Origin of the sequence: Paenibacillus sp. ATY16, assembly GCF_003399985.2 — a bacterium.
GTDB lineage: Bacteria > Bacillota > Bacilli > Paenibacillales > Paenibacillaceae > Pristimantibacillus > Pristimantibacillus glycanilyticus.
Genome location: NZ_NMOK02000052.1, coordinates 228582 through 244638, shown reverse-complemented (window position 1 = coordinate 244638; position 16057 = coordinate 228582). Strand labels below are relative to the sequence as shown.

Annotated in this window: 10 protein-coding genes; all 10 read right to left on the bottom strand. The window is 53.1% G+C overall.

Features of this window, described 5'->3' with window-relative positions:
- Nucleotides 1–99 precede the first annotated feature (99 nt).
- Complete coding sequence (locus CFI03_RS26820) at nt 100–795, bottom strand: SDR family oxidoreductase (protein WP_127491626.1); 696 nt, start codon at nt 793–795, stop codon at nt 100–102.
- 154 nt (nt 796–949) lie between these two features.
- The gene (locus CFI03_RS26815; RefSeq protein WP_248761445.1) at nt 950–6001 is read right to left on the bottom strand and encodes a glycoside hydrolase family 66 protein; all 5052 of its coding nucleotides are present in this window, start codon (nt 5999–6001) and stop codon (nt 950–952) included.
- A 107-nt stretch (nt 6002–6108) separates the two neighbouring features.
- The gene (locus CFI03_RS26810) at nt 6109–7716 is read right to left on the bottom strand and encodes an ABC transporter substrate-binding protein (RefSeq protein WP_248761443.1); all 1608 of its coding nucleotides are present in this window, start codon (nt 7714–7716) and stop codon (nt 6109–6111) included.
- Between the two features lie 64 nt (nt 7717–7780).
- Nucleotides 7781–8662, bottom strand: coding sequence for a carbohydrate ABC transporter permease (locus tag CFI03_RS26805; RefSeq protein WP_248761435.1), 882 nt, complete (start codon nt 8660–8662; stop codon nt 7781–7783).
- Nucleotides 8663–8672: 10 nt separating this feature from the next.
- On the bottom strand, nt 8673–9587 hold the full coding sequence (locus CFI03_RS26800) for an ABC transporter permease (protein ID WP_248761427.1): 915 nt from the start codon (nt 9585–9587) through the stop codon (nt 8673–8675).
- A gap of 75 nt (nt 9588–9662) precedes the next feature.
- Nucleotides 9663–11267: a response regulator transcription factor gene (locus tag CFI03_RS26795; RefSeq protein WP_248761419.1), complete on the bottom strand. Its 1605-nt coding sequence runs from the start codon at nt 11265–11267 to the stop codon at nt 9663–9665.
- Entirely contained in the window at nt 11245–13020 is a 1776-nt protein-coding gene (locus tag CFI03_RS26790; RefSeq protein WP_248761417.1) for a sensor histidine kinase, read from the bottom strand. Before CFI03_RS26790 ends, CFI03_RS26795 begins: the two co-directional genes overlap by 23 nt.
- A gap of 80 nt (nt 13021–13100) precedes the next feature.
- A complete protein-coding gene (locus CFI03_RS26785) occupies nt 13101–14108 on the bottom strand; it encodes a LacI family DNA-binding transcriptional regulator (RefSeq protein ID WP_248761415.1) in 1008 nt (335 codons plus the stop codon).
- 110 nt (nt 14109–14218) lie between these two features.
- Nucleotides 14219–14950, bottom strand: a complete 732-nt coding sequence (locus CFI03_RS26780) for a ThuA domain-containing protein (RefSeq protein ID WP_248761412.1) — start codon at nt 14948–14950, stop codon at nt 14219–14221.
- 15 nt (nt 14951–14965) lie between these two features.
- Nucleotides 14966–16015, bottom strand: coding sequence for a Gfo/Idh/MocA family protein (locus CFI03_RS26775; protein WP_248761410.1), 1050 nt, complete (start codon nt 16013–16015; stop codon nt 14966–14968).
- Nucleotides 16016–16057 lie beyond the last annotated feature (42 nt).

The window sequence follows — 16057 nt, the reverse complement described above, 5'->3', positions numbered from 1 at the left end:
TTATTTGCCAAGCTGAATTGACATATCAACTGCAGAATAACGACAACGCAAAAAGCCTGTCTCCCGTTCGGGTGACAAGCTTCAACAAATATTACATTGCTAGATCGGCATTTCCTTGCCCGTATAATCCACGAAATTGAACTTGCCCTTCGGCACGAGCTGACCTTCGATCATATCCAGAATACCCTTCGCGCTTTGGCGCGGATCGGTAGGCGCGTTCTCCCCGCCCATGTCCGTCTTCATCCAGCCCGGATGTACGCTAAGCACTTGAATGCCCCGCTCCCTCACGGCGGACAGGAGCTGCTGCGTGAACATATTCAGCGCCGTCTTCGAGATGCCGTACGGGTAATCACCCGGATAAGCATTCGAGATGCTTCCCGCTTCGGAAGAAATATTGATGATGGCTCCATGCTTCTCCGTCACTAGCGGAAGGAAATGCTTCGCGACCCGCATTGGCCCAAACAGATTAATATCGAAGGTTTTAGCGACTTCCTCGATATTCAACTGCTCAATCGGGGTATTGCGTTCTACGAGAATGGCGGCATTATTGACGATTGCGCCAATGGCTCTTCCTTGCTGCCGCAAGGTCCCCGCTAACGCGGCAACTCCCGCTTCGTCCGTAACATCCAGCTCCACAAGCTCCAGCTGCCCGCCGTATGGCTTGGCAAGTTCGGCAAGCTTGCCTGGCGCCGCGGTATCGCGCACGCCCGCAAGAACATGATGCCCGCGCTCCAGCGCTTCGGCAGCGATTTCGTAACCCAGACCTCTATTGGAACCCGTAATAAGTATATTCATAGCGCAATCTCCTCCTTAATCTTCCATTCTATTAACTATAGCATAAAGGCATGTAAACATACCTTAGCAGATCCTTTGATAATATAAGGAGTTCCTATTAAACAGGCTGAGCAGATAGAGCTGCTCAGCCTAGGGAAGGTTACACCCTGGATCTTTAGATCCTTTCCAGTAAATTATCGATGGCCTGCGCGATTTCAGCGCGCGTACCTTGACGTTCCGGAGCGAATCGCCCGTTGCCGTTCCCCTGCATCAGGCCGGCCGTGCCGGCTTCGGCAATCGCCGTTTTCGCCCAGGCGGCTATTAGAGCCTCATCGGCATACTTCACCTTGCCGGCCTCAGCCTCCGATAATTCGCCGCCTGCAAGCTTATAAGCTCTCAGCAGCATGACTGCCAGCTCCTGGCGGGTAATTAGAGCGTTCGGGTTAAAACGACCGGAAGCATCTCCTTGAATGAGCCTTGCTTCATAAGCGGCGGCTAATTCCTTGCCATACCAGGCGCCTGCCGGAACATCCTTAAATCCGGCTGCAGAGGAGGCCGCATTTCCGTTCAGATTAAGCGCCCGGACAATCATAGCCATCACTTCCGCGCGGGTTCCCTTCCGTTCCGGAGCAAACTGTTCCTCCGTCACGCCGTTAACGATATGCTTTGCCGACAGCGAAGCAACGGCTTCGTAGAACCAGCTCGAGCTTCCTACATCCACGTAACTCTTCTCGTATTCAAATACGGCAAAGGCGCCTGCGGTATTTATTTCAGCCGTAAAGCTGTCCTTTGAAGCCTTGTATTTGCCGCCCGCATACTTCCACTGACTATTCCCGCGGTCATAGACGTACAAACCAAGCAGCTTACCCTTTAGCTTGGGAGCTGACACTTCAGACTCCACTTCAGCCTGAAGATCAGATTGAGCGGATGTCAGCAACGTTCCGTCCTTTGCCTTCAAATTCAGCTCAATGGAATAGACGGTACCTTTCAGCCTCATGTCTGTCGGAACGGCAGGCGTTGCGGCAGACGATACCGGCTTCAGCGCAAACTCCAGATAGGTTCCGGCCGAGGCCGAATCTGCAAGCTTCTTCAGCGTATCAGGATTCCACTTCAGCGCAAGACCGCCGCTTGCCCGAAGCGTTAGTTTATTCGTGCCGAGACTGCCGATGAGCGATACAGGGAGCAATACGCGGTCCATTCCTTTTTCCAATAGGATGGCTACTTGACCGTTTGCGGCGTCGTTCACATCCTGTTCAGTTACGGTACGACTGCCCTCAGACGGCGGTTTAACCGCCGTGCCCCCGCCTGATCCCGCACTGCCGTTTAGATCAAGCTGCTGTACTTGCCCTTGCTTCGGATCTCGGTCTACGACCAGCATCGTCCAATAATCCAGTGCAGGAACATCAATCGCAATATGGTCGTCATTCCAGGTATAAGTCAGCTCCGTCATAGCGCCTTCCCCACGGTCGGGGGTAGCCGCAAACACCTTCAGCCCCGCAGCTTCCTGCTTGGTTACTCCAACAGCATAATCAACCTTCAGATCGCCTTGCTTCTCCGGCTCGTTCGCCGCGTTTCTCCAGTCGGAGTCGTTATTGAGCAAATTAACAAGATGGATAATATCGTAATGTTCATAGCCTTCGTTCGAAGCATTCCTGCGGACGGTATACCAGAGCGTATTTTCCGAGCCGTCCTTGCTCAGCGCCAGGTCCTTTCCTCCTGCGGTCTTAACGCCAATTGTAGCGGCAGAATCGGCCTTGCTGTCGAAGAGCAGGTTCTCGTAAGCCGCGAAGAACTTATAATAATCCTTCATCGCTTCCTTCGTGCTTTCCGTCATTTTCTTGCTGCGGTTCGGGTAATACTCGTGGGCCAGCATATTGGGCCCCTCCTCAAGCTTCTCCGCCGTGCCCAGCTCGATATGGGTGGCTCCCATAGAAGCCAGAGCCGCATCCATCAGCCGTACGGAAGATTCGTCAAAATAGCCTGCCGTTACGCCGCGCAGCTGGATCATACCCGGCTCATCGTCCTCTTCCATCTTAAGCGTCACCGTGTGCTGCCCGGCCGTCATATGCGGGATAATCACGTAGCCGTCGCCGCTGTAACTGTCTTTGTTGTCCGTCCCCGATAATCCCAGCTTCAGAGCGTTTCCGCTTGCATCCTTGGCTCGTACGCCGTCAATGTAGACGGAACGGGTCGTAAACACCCCCGGGTTGGAATACGTAAAGATCAGGCTTTGCTCACCGGACTGCGGGATCATGACCGGATAAGTAACCTGCTGTCCGACTTCGCCGAAATTCATTACCGTGTCTTTGTATAACGAAAACGGCGTTACCGTATTTAAGCTTTCCGCTTCGTAGGAGCGTTCGGCAAGGCTGCCGCCTCCTACGGGAACAACCTTCAGCTTGTCCAGCTGAATGCCGCTGTCGCTGCCTTCAAGCATCTTGATCACTACCCGGTTTGCGCCCTTCTGAAGCTGTACTCCGCTTAACACGGCTTCGCCCCATTCGTCGTTTGCCGTAGGCGCAAAGCTTACCGTCTGACCTGCTCCGTCCCCAATATAAACCAAGCGGCTTAGCGGCGACCCGTTATTCCGGTAGAACCAACGCAGATCATAGCTTCCCGCTTCCTCCGCGGTTACGTTGAACGCAAGCCGGTCGTTTTCGTTATTAAAATCGGAGGCATAACCAACCACCGGAATGACGCCGCCGACCGTCACCGCGCTTCCTGTGCTGTATTCGTACCCGCCGGCCAGCAGCCCGCCGACATTCGTATATTGGCCGCTGGATTCCATCCGGAGCGTAATCGCATGATGGCCGGCCGGAACCGCTGCCTCCAGCACCTTCCGCTGCATCGCGCCGCCCCAGCCGCCAGGCGTTTTCGGGAACAACACCTTTTGCGCGTTCTCCGCAGGCTCGCCGTCTACAAGCACGGACATCGTTGGACTATTGTCGCCATGGTACAGCACCGCAATCCGATCAACGGCGTCCGCCAGATCCACCTCATAGGTTACCGTTTGACCGGCCTGACCGAAATTATCCGTCTTGCTTTCGTTGTAGGAAATACTGTTCGTCTGCGGGATGTCCGCATATAGCGCCTCGTACTTTTTGTTCCCGACAGTCATATACCGCAGCTTGATGCCCAAATCATCCGTTGGCGCCTTCAACATAACCGTATTGTCGCCGGCCTCCAGGTGAACGGTCGCCAAACCGTTATGCGCAACAAACTTATCCCAAGTGCCGTTGCCAGGGAAAGCAAGGCTGCCCTGCGGCTGATCGTTAACGACCAGGTCACGGCTTACCGTCTGCCAATCCGAGGCGTAGCTGAAGCCAAGCGGATAATCGCCCGCTTCCGGCACGCGGACGTGGAACTTCAAATAATCGCCTTTTGTATCAAAATAGTAGACGTTGCTGTACTGATCGACGATAGCCGTATCCAGCTTGGCATCCACCGCTTCGTAACGGTCGTTCACGCCGCCTCCCACCACGTCCAGGCTGGCCAGGTTCAGCCACAGGTTATTCGTATTAAGCGTCAGCTTGACCGTGTTTTCACCGGCTTTAAGCTCCGCCGGCACCGTATATTGCGCGGTTGGATGGCCCCAGCCCGTATTGACCGAGAAAGGAATAACGCCTTCCGCAACCTCGCCGTTTACTGTCAGCTTGCCTTCCGGCCCCGTTGTCCCGTTGCCTTGGCCGTAATTCAGGACAAGATTGTAATTCCCTGCTTCCGGAACGGTTACGGTAAAGGTCACCGCGTCGGTATCCTTGCGTCCGAAGTTGCCAACCCATCCGTAAGCCTTCGTTATCCGGGACTGGTAATCGACGGTGGCCGTAACATCCTCCGCTTCCGTTCCGCGGGTTGTTACGCCGGTCGCCTGCTTATAGTTCATATAGCCCGCGATAACCATCGCTTTGCCGCCGTTTGCGGCGCGCGTATCCTCCACAACCTTCTGAAGATCGCGGTATTGATTCCGGTCCTGCCAGATTTCGCTGTAATCAAAGTCCGTCTTGGTGGCCGGATTCGGCACCGCGCTGTATTCCGCATTGCCGCCGACCATATTGAAGGTCACGTCGTTTTTATTCGGGTTATTGACGGTTAACGAATCCTTGACCGCGTTAATCAGCTTCCCGTAATCTAGCGAGTAATAACGCTTATTGCCATTGTAATCATACAAAAAGTCGTTATCGTTCGCTCCCCATTGATCCAGATGAATGCCGTTAAAGCCAAACTCGTTTACCGCGCGGTTAAACTCCTTCGTAATAAAAGCCTGCCACTCCGCATTGCCCGGATCCTGCAGGAACAGCGACGTCGGATGGCCGTTTACGTCAAACGTAAATCCGTTCTGGTCCTTCTGCGGGTTGCCCGGATCAAGCGGGAACTGCGCCGACTTGTTGTACAGCCCCCATAACGGGCTGACGCCAAAATCCTCGTAATTCTCCCTCGCGGCATAATTCATCTCATAAGCCATCGCGGCAGAGCCGTATTTCTGAGCGGCTGCCACCTGCTGCTTCACCGACATCGGAAATAATTCGCGTCCGAGCAAATCCGTGTAATGCGTATCCGCATTCATCGTTTCCGTTATAAAATTTCCGTTCTCGTCGGTAAGCGGCTTGCCGCTGCTGTCCGTCTTGGAATAGACCGATACATCGTGCCGCCACATCCAATCATAGAACTGGTAGCCGTTCAAATAGTAGTCCTGGGACAACTGCTTCAGCTTCGCATCGCTTTGCTCCGCCGTTTCCTTCGGAAACTCGCCGACATAGCCGTATCTCGGGTACTTCTTCCAATCGCTGGATACATCGATGGCAGCGGTTACAAAATCATCGCTGGCCGCCCCTTTCATCCAAGCCTTCACCATATAGCCCTTATAGTCCTCTGCCGGTGGCTTCCACTTTACCTGCAGCTCTCCCTGCCCCTGCAGGACCGTAACGGCCTTCGCGCCTTTGGCCACAAGCTTGTTTAACTGATAAATCTCCACATTGAGCTCGCCGCTCCATGAGCTGTCGTCCTTCAAGGCAAAAGTCAGCGTTGCCTCTTCGCCGGGCATATAGCGGGCTTTATCCACCGCCAGCGAAGTAATCGCTTTCACGAATTGGCGCTGTTCACCGCTTGCCGTTTCGGCATAAGCCCTCGATATATGTTCACCGGCTGCCGCTTCGAATACCGATACCGCACCTTGCAAGGCAACTATAGCTGCAAGCGACTGCAGCAAGGTTTTATTCAGCTTGTTCATCGTATCCTCCTAAAATGAAATCATATCTCCGATTGCTCTCCTGCTTTATCTGCCGTTCTAAAAAAGAAAGGTATAACCGCTTTGGATTATACCCTTCTTGCTGCTGCTTATTTGCCGTTTGCCGCGCGCCACGCGTCAAGCTGTTTTTGCGCTTCGGCGATGACTTTGTCCACGCCTGCCGCTTTTTGCTTCTCGAGCAATTTCGGAATGTTCTCCTCCGGATCCAGCTGGCCGGATTTCAGTCCGTCAACAAAAGCTTTGTTGGCATTGTCGATGGCGATAATCTCGTTCTTCACCGGTTCCGGATCAAAGATAAAGCCAAACGTGCGGGCCGGACGGCTCGAGACCATCTCGTTAAATTTCTCGTAGTTCTGGTATTTGTTCGGGTCTTCGCCTTCGCGGGTGTAGTTCAGCATCTGGTTGCCGATCTGCCACATAATATCGTGATAGAAGCCCGTGTCATTTGTTGTTTTGCCGTCAGGCAGCGCGATTTGGCCGTTCTTCAGCACGTAATGCTTACCCTCTACGCCGAAGTTGAATAACGTCAGAAGCTTTTGATCCTTGAAGAACAGGTTCAGCAGCATCATGGCACGTGCCGGGTCTTTCGACGTTTTGGAAATAGCTTGCATGGTTGCCGTCATTTTGCCGGTCTGCAGTCTGTCGACGTTTAACGGGATTTGGATCATTTCATGGCCGGCTTTAATAGAGGCGTTAGGCGCTTTAGCTACCGAGCCGATCTCCATATTAGCCAAAATCTCCATATCGCCTACCAGGGCAAAAGCCTTGCCAGCCTGGATTTTCTTCCATGCATCAAGTCCCGGAGTCAACGCATCTTTGTTAATAAAGCCCGCTTTGAACCATTTGTGGGTCAAGTCGGCAAGCTCCTTGTAACGAGGCGTTTCAAAGGAATTAATGACATCAAGGCTGTTCGGATCCGTATTTAACGTGTTTACCGCCGCTACGCTCGAGATCGTATCCAGCGTGCCCGACGAATAGTAAGCTTCAAGCGGGAAGCTTGGCGCCGCCAGCGGCGTTACGCCAGGCTCATTATCTTTAATGATTTGAAGCAAAGGCTCCAGATCTTCTACTTTGCCGGATTTCAGAGCGGATAGGTCCATGTTGTATTTGTCGACCAGCGCTTTGTCGAGATAGACGCCTTGCGAGCCGCCCAGCTCCTGATGCGTATGAATGCCGTACAGCTTGCCGCCGCGTTTGGCCGGCTCGTGGTAATCCTTTTCCACCGCCTCGATATCCGGGCCGTATTGGGCAAGCAGATCGTCAAGCGGAAGCAATCCGCCCTTCAATACCTGCTGGTTATAGCCTAACCAGTCGGCCGTGAACAGCAGGTCGAACTTCTCGTTGGAGGCCATCATAAGGTTCGTCTTGTCGTTCCAAGCGCCCCAGTCAATCGGATTCAGCTTCACCGTCATATTTAATTCCGGGTATGTTTGCTTCAAATAATCGTTCATTCCGGTCTGTACGCTAGCCAGATCCGCTTGCGGCGCGTCCGGGTACACCATCACGACCTCATAAGGATCAAGCGCCTTCGCTGCGTTTTTTGCCGGTTCCGCCGAAGTATTCGCCGAGCTCGAAGCCGTATTCTCTTCCTTGCTGCCGTTTGAGGCTTTGTTCGTCGACGAGCATCCCGTTGCGGCAAACGCAATCGCAAGGATAAGCGTCAGAAGAACAAGCGAGCTTTGTCTAAAACTTTTCATTAAAGTGACCTCCCCAAAATGATCAAGCTTAAGTTCTGTATACTAAACCGAAGCGAGTTCGGACTTAGCCTTTGACTGCGCCTACCGTCAGCCCTTTGACGAAATACTTCTGCAGGAACGGAAACACGAACACGAGCGGGCCGATCGCCACCATCGCCATCGCCATCCTGATCGATTCCAGCGGCTGCGTCACATTGGCGGTATTGCTGTAGGCCTTGTTCGCGATGCTCTGCAGGAACGAAGCGTTCATCAGCGTTTTGTTAAGCAGATACTGCAAGGAGTACAGCTTCTCGTTATTGATAAACACCAGGCTTGTGAACCAGTCGTTCCAGTAGGATACGATAGTGAACAGCCCGATCGTGGCCATAACCGGCAGGGACAGCGGCAATATGATGCTGAAGTACGTCCGGTACTCGCTCGCGCCGTCAATCTTGGCCGACTCGACAAGGGACGGTGGAATGCTGTTCGTAAAGAACGTCCGGATAATAAAGACGTTGAAGCCGCCGATTAACCCCGGTATGATAAGCGCAAGCAGCGTATCCTGCACATGAAGGAACCGGGTATAAACCAGATACCAGGGCAGCAGTCCGCCGGAGAACAGCATCGTGAAGAATACATAGAAACCTAGTGCATTCCGATACGGAAACTCAGTTCGAGACAAGGCGTAGGCCATGGCTGAAGTAATCAGCAGGCTTATTACAACGCCGGTAAGCGTAACCGTGATCGTTACCCCGTACGCTCTCGCGATATTCGCGGAATCATGGATCAGGTAACGGTAGGCTTCCCAGTCGAAATGATTAGGCCAGAACGTGTAGCCGTTTCGCGTCAGATCGTTCTCATTGGTCACCGATACCATAAAAACAAGCCAGAACGGAATGAGACAAGACAAACTGAACAAGGTTAAGAACAACAGGATAAACGGGTTTGTGCGATTATTCGTCTTCATGCTTGGCCCCCTAGAACAACGCGTTTTCTTTGCTGAATTTCTTCACGATATAGTTGACCGTAAGGACAAGCACAAAGCCAACGACCGATTGAAGAAGACCTGCGGACGATGCGAGCCCCGTATCGCCGGTTACCAGCAAAGCGTTGTAGACGTAGGTATCGATAACCTCGGTTGTTTCCTTCAGCATCCCCGAAGCCATCGTTGCTTGGTAGAACAAGCCAAAATCCGCATTAAAGATCCGGCCTACCGCAAGCAGCGTCAGAATAATAATGACCGGCGTGATGAGCGGCACGGTTATGCCGGTCATCTGCTTCCATTTGCTCGCCCCGTCAATGCGGGCAGCTTCGTAATACTCCTGGTCGATGCCAACAATCGCGGCCAGATAGACGATGGCGGAATAGCCGACCGTCTTCCACGTATTGACAATCGTGAGAATATACGGCCAATATTTCGGCTCCGCATACCAGGCAATCGTCTCCTTGCCCATCGGCTCGAGAATTGATTTGTTAATAAAGCCAAGCTCCGGATTCAGGAAGCCGTAGACGAGGTAACCAACGATAACCATCGATACAAAGTTCGGAAGAATGGCGGCACTCTGGAAAAACTTCGACAGCACCTTCCGCCTGACCTCATTGAGCAGAATCGCAAGCAGTACGGCCAATACCGTATTGATGACCAGGAAAGCGACATTGTACAAAATCGTGTGCTTAATGATCATCCATGCGTCATTGGAGGCAAACAGGAACTTGAAGTTCTGCAGTCCTACCCAATCGCTGCCCCATACGCCCTTCGTATAGTTCAGATCCTTGAACGCCAGGAAAATGCCGAACATCGGAAGATAGTTATTGATAAATAGCATGATAATCCCCGGTATCGCGAGAATAATCAAAGCGCGATGCTTCAGCAGCCGTCGCAGCACGGGCATGTGTTTCACCTTCTTGTTGTTTGTATGTCCTAAGTATACGGCCGCCCGGCAGACCCCCCTACCGTTTTTGTAACCTCAGTCTAGTCGTTTTGTGACATTGCGGTATTGTTGCGGATTAACCCCGTATTGCTTCTTGAACATCTTCGTAAAATGCGAAAAATTCGAATAGCCGACCTGCTGCGCGATTGCGCTGACCGTCATTCCCGTCGTATCGAGCAGCTGTCTGGCTCTTGCCATCTTCGTCTCGATGAGGTAATCAATCAGGTTCTGCCCGGTCTCCTTCTTGAACAGGCGGGACAAATAAGCCGGATTCAAACCGACATGCGCGGCGACGTCCTCGCGGGAGATGTCCTCCTCCACGTTCTCTTTCATATACTGAACCGACTTCTGCACCACGCTGTTGCTCTCTAATGCAGTAAAGGCCGCATCCATGACGGCAGAGACGATATTTTCCGCCCAATGCCTGTATTGGGACAAGCTGCGGATTTGAGCCGATGCCCACAGCGGGAAGTTGGGCACCTGACTTGGGCTCATTCCCTTTACGTGCATAAAGCCGTAAACCACCTGCAGCGTGTCCAGATGGTAGGTCTCCAGCTGGTTCTGATGTATTTGACCCGCTTCCAGCTTATCCACGCTACGGTTAATCAAGGAGATCACCTTGTCCCGTTCCTTGTTCAGCATATAGGACGACCATTCCGTTACGTTGATATTGTCCGGCACTAGCAGCGGCGCGGCCGCACTGCCTTGCGGCACGTACATAATGACCGACTGCGACTCCTTGACGTTATGACGCTCCTTGTCCTTCAGCCCTTCGCATAACCCGGACACTTCCTGAAGGCTGACGAACTTTCCGATATAACAGGTGATCTGGCAGTAGAAATAGGTTCGGCATACTTCGATGAACCTTCTGCAGGTCTCGATCCAGCTGCCCGCAGACCGGGCGGCTCCTCCCGTATAGACCATCGCGAACATCACGCCGCTCCGGTCCGTAATGACATCCCCGGCGCTGCCCGAGAGGAACAGCTCTCCGGCGGCTTTTTTCACCGCGTACTCCATTATCTCCTGATCCCGCGCATCAAGCGGCTTATGCCATTCTTCGATGCTGATGAGAATAGGCATCACTCTGCCGTCGGCTTCCAGCTCGATTTGGGCATCCTTCAGCCCCCGCTCAAGGAAATCTCCGAACGAGAGCTGACGCCTCGACAACATATCCTGCCAGAAACGTTCGGCGAGCAGCGGCTGCTGCTTGCGCCACAGCTCCGCGTATTTGCGGTACTCGGCATGATGCTGCACGCTCTCTTCCTTCTCTCTAACCGCCTGAAGCATTAAGGAGACCGCCTGCACAAGCTCCTCACCGTCGACCGGCTTCAGCAAATAATCGAAGCTGCCGAGGTTAACCGCCTGCTTGGCATAAGTAAACTCCGAATGGCATGTAAGAAACAGAGACTCGGTATGCGGGGAATGCTGTTTCACCCAGCGGACCAGCGACAATCCGTCCTCGTCGGGCATCTCGATATCGCAGACGAGAATATCGATGCGGTGCTCCTTCATGATTTGTCTTGCGGCATCGGCGTGATTGGCGGTATACACGGCTTCAATGCCCAGCGTTGACCAATCGTTGCATTCGCAAATGCCGTCCACCGCAAATTTCTCGTCGTCAACGACCAGCATCCGCGCCATCTTCATCCCGCTCCTTTGTATGATCGATAGGTAAAGTCAGCCGTATGGCTAATCCTTTTGGTTCGTTTGGCCGGAAGCTGATCCGGGCCCGGTTGCCGTAACGCATCGCCGCCCGTTTCTTCACGTTCCAGATTCCGATGTGATTATCGTCCGAAGAGGGCTTGTATAACTCCGATGCCAGCTCCTCCATCCGCTCCTCGCTTAAGCCTTTGCCGTTATCCTTGACTTCAATCTGCATCAGGCCGGAGTCCTCGTCGTCCCGCATGGCCGTGATTTGAAGCAGGAACGGTTCACCTTTGACGCTCATGCCGTGAATCATCGCATTTTCAGCAAACGGCTGCACGAGCAGCGAGGGAATACGGGCATCCCGAAGCTCCTCCGCGCACCCGATCTCGAATTCGAAGGTATCCTGATACCGCATCTTCTGAATCTCCAAATAGTTGCGGATATGCTCAAGCTCCTGCGACAAGGTGATCGTATCCCGGCTTGTTCCAAGCATAAACCGGAAGTAGCCGACCATATGGCGGACCGTCTTCTTCACCAGCTCGTATCTTTTCAAATCCGCCAGCTGAAAAATAATGTTCATCGTATTGAGGAAAAAATGCGGATTAATCTGCGTCTGCAGATGCTTCAGCTCCGCCTTCTGGGCGTTCAGCCGCTCCTCGTACACGTCGATCTTTAGGTCCTTGATCTCGTCCATCATGTTGTTAAAGGTATGATTAATTATCGCAAACTCGGTAATCGGCGAATCCGGCAGCTTCATCTCCATGTCCCCGTCCTTCACTCGCCGAATGGTGCCAAGCAGCTGGAGAATCGGGGCGAGGATAATGCGCCGGAATACAAAGAGATAGACAAGCAGAATAATCAGGACAAACAGCGGAAGCAAATTGATAATCGTCTGGAATTGCTTCAGCCCCTTCAAGAGATCCGAATACGGCAGAACCACGGCCATGCTGATCCCGCTGAGCGGCGATTTGCTCGTAATGACAAACAGCTTCTTGCCTCCGTCCGAATAGGAGAAGGACGTATTCCTCGCCAGCTTATCGGCCGGAAGCCGAAAATCCTTGCTTAAGCTGTCTGACGGCTTGGACAGAATCATCCCGTCTTCTCCGGCAAACAGCACGTCGCCGCCAGTCCTCACATCCTTAAGAGGCAGCTTTAACGTATTCATGCTGATCAAAGCGCCGATATAAGCGTTATTGGTCGTATCATCGCTGACAACCCTGTGCAAATAATAGTCCTGCCCAATCTTGACGATCTTCCATTGATACAGAAGCGGATGCAGCTCTTCGGCGTTATTCAGCGTCTGCGTAATCCAGCTGCTGACCTGGTCATGGTCGGTGTCCGAGATGACATTGGTTGTCGCCAGAACGTCATTGGGCTTCGAATACACGTAGAACATGTCTACCGTATGGTAATAGGAGCGGTAAGCCGAATTTCTCTGAATCAGCTCCATCTGGGCAAAATAGTATTCGGAGTCCGACAGCCCCGTCTGTCCGAACTTCTGAAAGTTCTCGTCATGGTCCACGTTGTAAACCATATTCGTCGTTATATCGTCCAGGCTCCGGTCGATCATATTCAGATTGGAATTCACCAGATTCTGATAGGAATTCGCCACCTGCGTGAGCACGACATCCTGCGCATAGTGACCGGCAGCAAACAGGATAAGCAGGAGCGGCAGGGTGACGGCCGAGAACAGCAGGACAAACCGCGAGCTTAGCTTTTTCGTTTTTTTCATGGATTTGCCAAACATGGTGGAACCTCCCGCGCCCAATATAAGAGCAGAAAATGCGTGACAGACCTCTTGCATTGGCCCGCCACGCATTTCCTGTTTTATGTACGCAAATCCTTGACCGTCTGCCTTTCCACAATCTCATGCGGAACGATAAGGCTCGGGACGATCTTTCCCGTTTCAATCATCGTAATGACCTTGTCGGCCGCATCGCGGCCTAGCTGCAGCAACGGCTGTCCAACTGTCGTCAGCGCCGGGTAGACCATCCTCGACAGCCGGATATTATCGTAGCCGATTACGGACAAATCCTCAGGCACCCTGATGCCTTGCTGCATGGCGGCATTCATGGCTCCAACGGCCATTTCGTCGCTTGCGGCAAATACGGCCGTTATCCCGCGGTCCTGCGCAAGCAGCGTTTCCATCGCCGTACAGCCGCTGTCATAATGGAAATCCCCGTAAGCAACCCGCGAGCTGCGAAACGGAATTCCTTTGTCATACAAGGCATCCTTGTACCCCTGCAATCTTGGGATGCCCGCTATCGGATCTTCCGCCGTGCCGGCGATCATCGCGATATCCTTATGCCCCTTATCGATCAGATATCGTACCGCATCGTACGAGGCCTGCCGATCATCGACCTTCACAAACGGGACCTTCGGATCCTCATTCTTGGAGGAAACGAGTACAATCGGCACCTGCATCGTATCCAGAATCTGCTTGTATTCATGCTTAAGCACTTCGCTTGCGAAAATGATGCCGTCGATCTGCCGTTCCCGAAGCACCTGCAGATACTTCATCGTCCGGTTCCCGTCTACTGCCGTATTGCATACAAGCACGCTGTAGCCCCGCTCCAGCGCATATTCTTCAATCCCCTGCAGAACCGCTGACGCGAACTCGTTGGTAACGGCGGGGAACATCACCCCAATCGTCTGGGTGCGCCTGTTGTTCAGGTAACGCGCTATGGCGTTGGGATGATAGCCCATATCCTCTATTGTTTTAATCACCTTTTGCTTGGTTTTATCGGAATAGCCCGTTAATCCATTTAGAACCCTGGAAACAGTGGCGATTGATACATTGGCTTCTCTAGCAACATCTCTGATTGTCGGTATCATAGACCATCCATCTCATTCCATGAAGTATTGCCCCGTCCCTTTTACGTAACCGGTTACCTCAAAGTATATGGCCCTGAAAAACTTTCTGTCAATCGCCTTGAAATAGTAAATTATTTACTTATTTTTTCTAGAGGTTCCACGCGGCCGTAGGATGCTGCTGCTCCGTGTATCGGCGCCGCCCAATTTACGGCATTTTTGATCACGTGAAGAATCTCCGGCTGATGATAAATCGGGAACGTTTCATGGCCCGGACGGAAGTAGAACAGCTTGCCTTTGCCTCTGCGGTAGCAGCAGCCGCTGCGGAATACTTCGCCGCCTTCGAACCAGGAGATGAACACCAGCTCATCCGGCGCCGGAATCTCGAAGCGCTCGCCGTACATCTCTTCCTTCGGAATCTCAATGTATTCGCCAAGTCCGTCCGCAATCGGGTGGCCGTGCTCAATAACCCAAAGCCGCTCCTTCTCGCCGTCATCCCGCCATTTGAGCGCGCCGGTCTTCGTGCCAAGCAGCTTCTCGAACACTTTGGACGCATGGCCCGAGTGGAGCACGATCAGTCCCATGCCCTGAAGCACGCGGTCTCTTACCTTCTCGGCAATATCGTCCCGCACTTCATGATGGGCCAGATGCCCCCACCAGATCAGCACGTCGGTGTTGTTGAGTACGTCGTCCGTGAGACCATGCTCCGGCTCGTCAAGCGTAGCGGTTCCAACCTCAAGGCCTTCAATGGTTTTCAGGTATCCGCCAATGGCATTATGAATGCCTTCAGGATAGATGCCTTTTACATGCTCGTTATGCTTCTCGTGGCGATACTCGTTCCATACGGTTACTTTAATTTGCTTCATGTTTGTTAGTGCCTCCTATTGTTGAATGGTGATCCAGCGTTCTTCGGTAAAAGATTGAATAATCGCGTCTACGGCCAGCTGATTGATATAACCGTCTTCTATCGTGGCGTCCATGCCGTCGCCTTGGCCGCTCAAGAGGCGAAAGAACGCCTGCATTTGACCTGTCCTGCAGTGATCCGGAATGTCGACCGGTCGAAAATGCTCATCGCCCTCCTCCTTGAACTTCACCTGAAGCGAGTCTTCCGCATCCAGGTTATAGACAAGAGCGCCTTTGGAGCCGTAAATCTCGATCCGCTGGTAATTGCCCCGCCCGTAAGCGAAGCGGGAGATCAGCATGGAACCCGATATGCCGCCCTCCATCCGGGAGAGGACATGGCAGAAGTCATCCACGTCTACCTCGCCTTGGCCGGAGCCGTCCAGCAGATCCCGCTGCTTGATAATCGTATCCGCATCGGCAATCACGCGCTGCGTATTGCCAACCAGGAAGCGGGTCAGATCAAGGATATGGCAGCCCAGGTCGCCAAAGGCTCCCGAGCCGGTAACCGACTGCACGAACCGCCATACAAGCGGAATATCCTCATGGATGCCCCAATCCTGCAAGTATTGGCTATAAACATGGCGGATCGGGCCCAGTCTTCCTTCTTCGATAAGCTGCTTGGCGTATCGGGCGGCTGCTTTATAGCGGTAGGAGAAGCAGATCATATGAGGCAGCGGTTTATTCTGCAAAGCCGCCCGCAAGGCGGCCGCTTCCTCCGCGTTCATCCCTACCGGCTTCTCCAATGCAAACGGCTTGCCGTGCTCGATGGCTGCCATTGCAATGGCGAAGTGGCTGACGGTTGGCGTGCCGATGGTGACGGCATCCACCTCCGGATTGCGAAGCAGCCCGGAATAGCTGAGGTAAGCACGATCCTCGGGAATATTCCACTGCGCGCGCCTTGCGGCAAGGCGCTTCTCATCCTCGTCGCAGATCGCCCAAATCTCGGCCTCCCCGCTTGCGAGTATGCCTTCGCTATGAAAGTCGGCAATGCCGCCAAGGCCGATAATACCGATTTTTAATTTACTCATAAGCACCATCCCAACGATTCCCGGATTAAAAACCACACCATC

Bases quoted from the DNA above. Each gene is read 5' to 3' on its own strand.
- CFI03_RS26820 (WP_127491626.1), bottom strand. From the start codon at position 795: ATGAATATACTTATTACGGGTTCCAATAGAGGTCTGGGTTACGAAATC.
- CFI03_RS26815 (WP_248761445.1), bottom strand. From the start codon at position 6,001: ATGAACAAGCTGAATAAAACCTTGCTGCAGTCGCTTGCAGCTATAGTT.
- CFI03_RS26810 (WP_248761443.1), bottom strand. From the start codon at position 7,716: ATGAAAAGTTTTAGACAAAGCTCGCTTGTTCTTCTGACGCTTATCCTT.
- CFI03_RS26805 (WP_248761435.1), bottom strand. From the start codon at position 8,662: ATGAAGACGAATAATCGCACAAACCCGTTTATCCTGTTGTTCTTAACC.
- CFI03_RS26800 (WP_248761427.1), bottom strand. From the start codon at position 9,587: ATGCCCGTGCTGCGACGGCTGCTGAAGCATCGCGCTTTGATTATTCTC.
- CFI03_RS26795 (WP_248761419.1), bottom strand. From the start codon at position 11,267: ATGGCGCGGATGCTGGTCGTTGACGACGAGAAATTTGCGGTGGACGGC.
- CFI03_RS26790 (WP_248761417.1), bottom strand. From the start codon at position 13,020: ATGTTTGGCAAATCCATGAAAAAAACGAAAAAGCTAAGCTCGCGGTTT.
- CFI03_RS26785 (WP_248761415.1), bottom strand. From the start codon at position 14,108: ATGATACCGACAATCAGAGATGTTGCTAGAGAAGCCAATGTATCAATC.
- CFI03_RS26780 (WP_248761412.1), bottom strand. From the start codon at position 14,950: ATGAAGCAAATTAAAGTAACCGTATGGAACGAGTATCGCCACGAGAAG.
- CFI03_RS26775 (WP_248761410.1), bottom strand. From the start codon at position 16,015: ATGAGTAAATTAAAAATCGGTATTATCGGCCTTGGCGGCATTGCCGAC.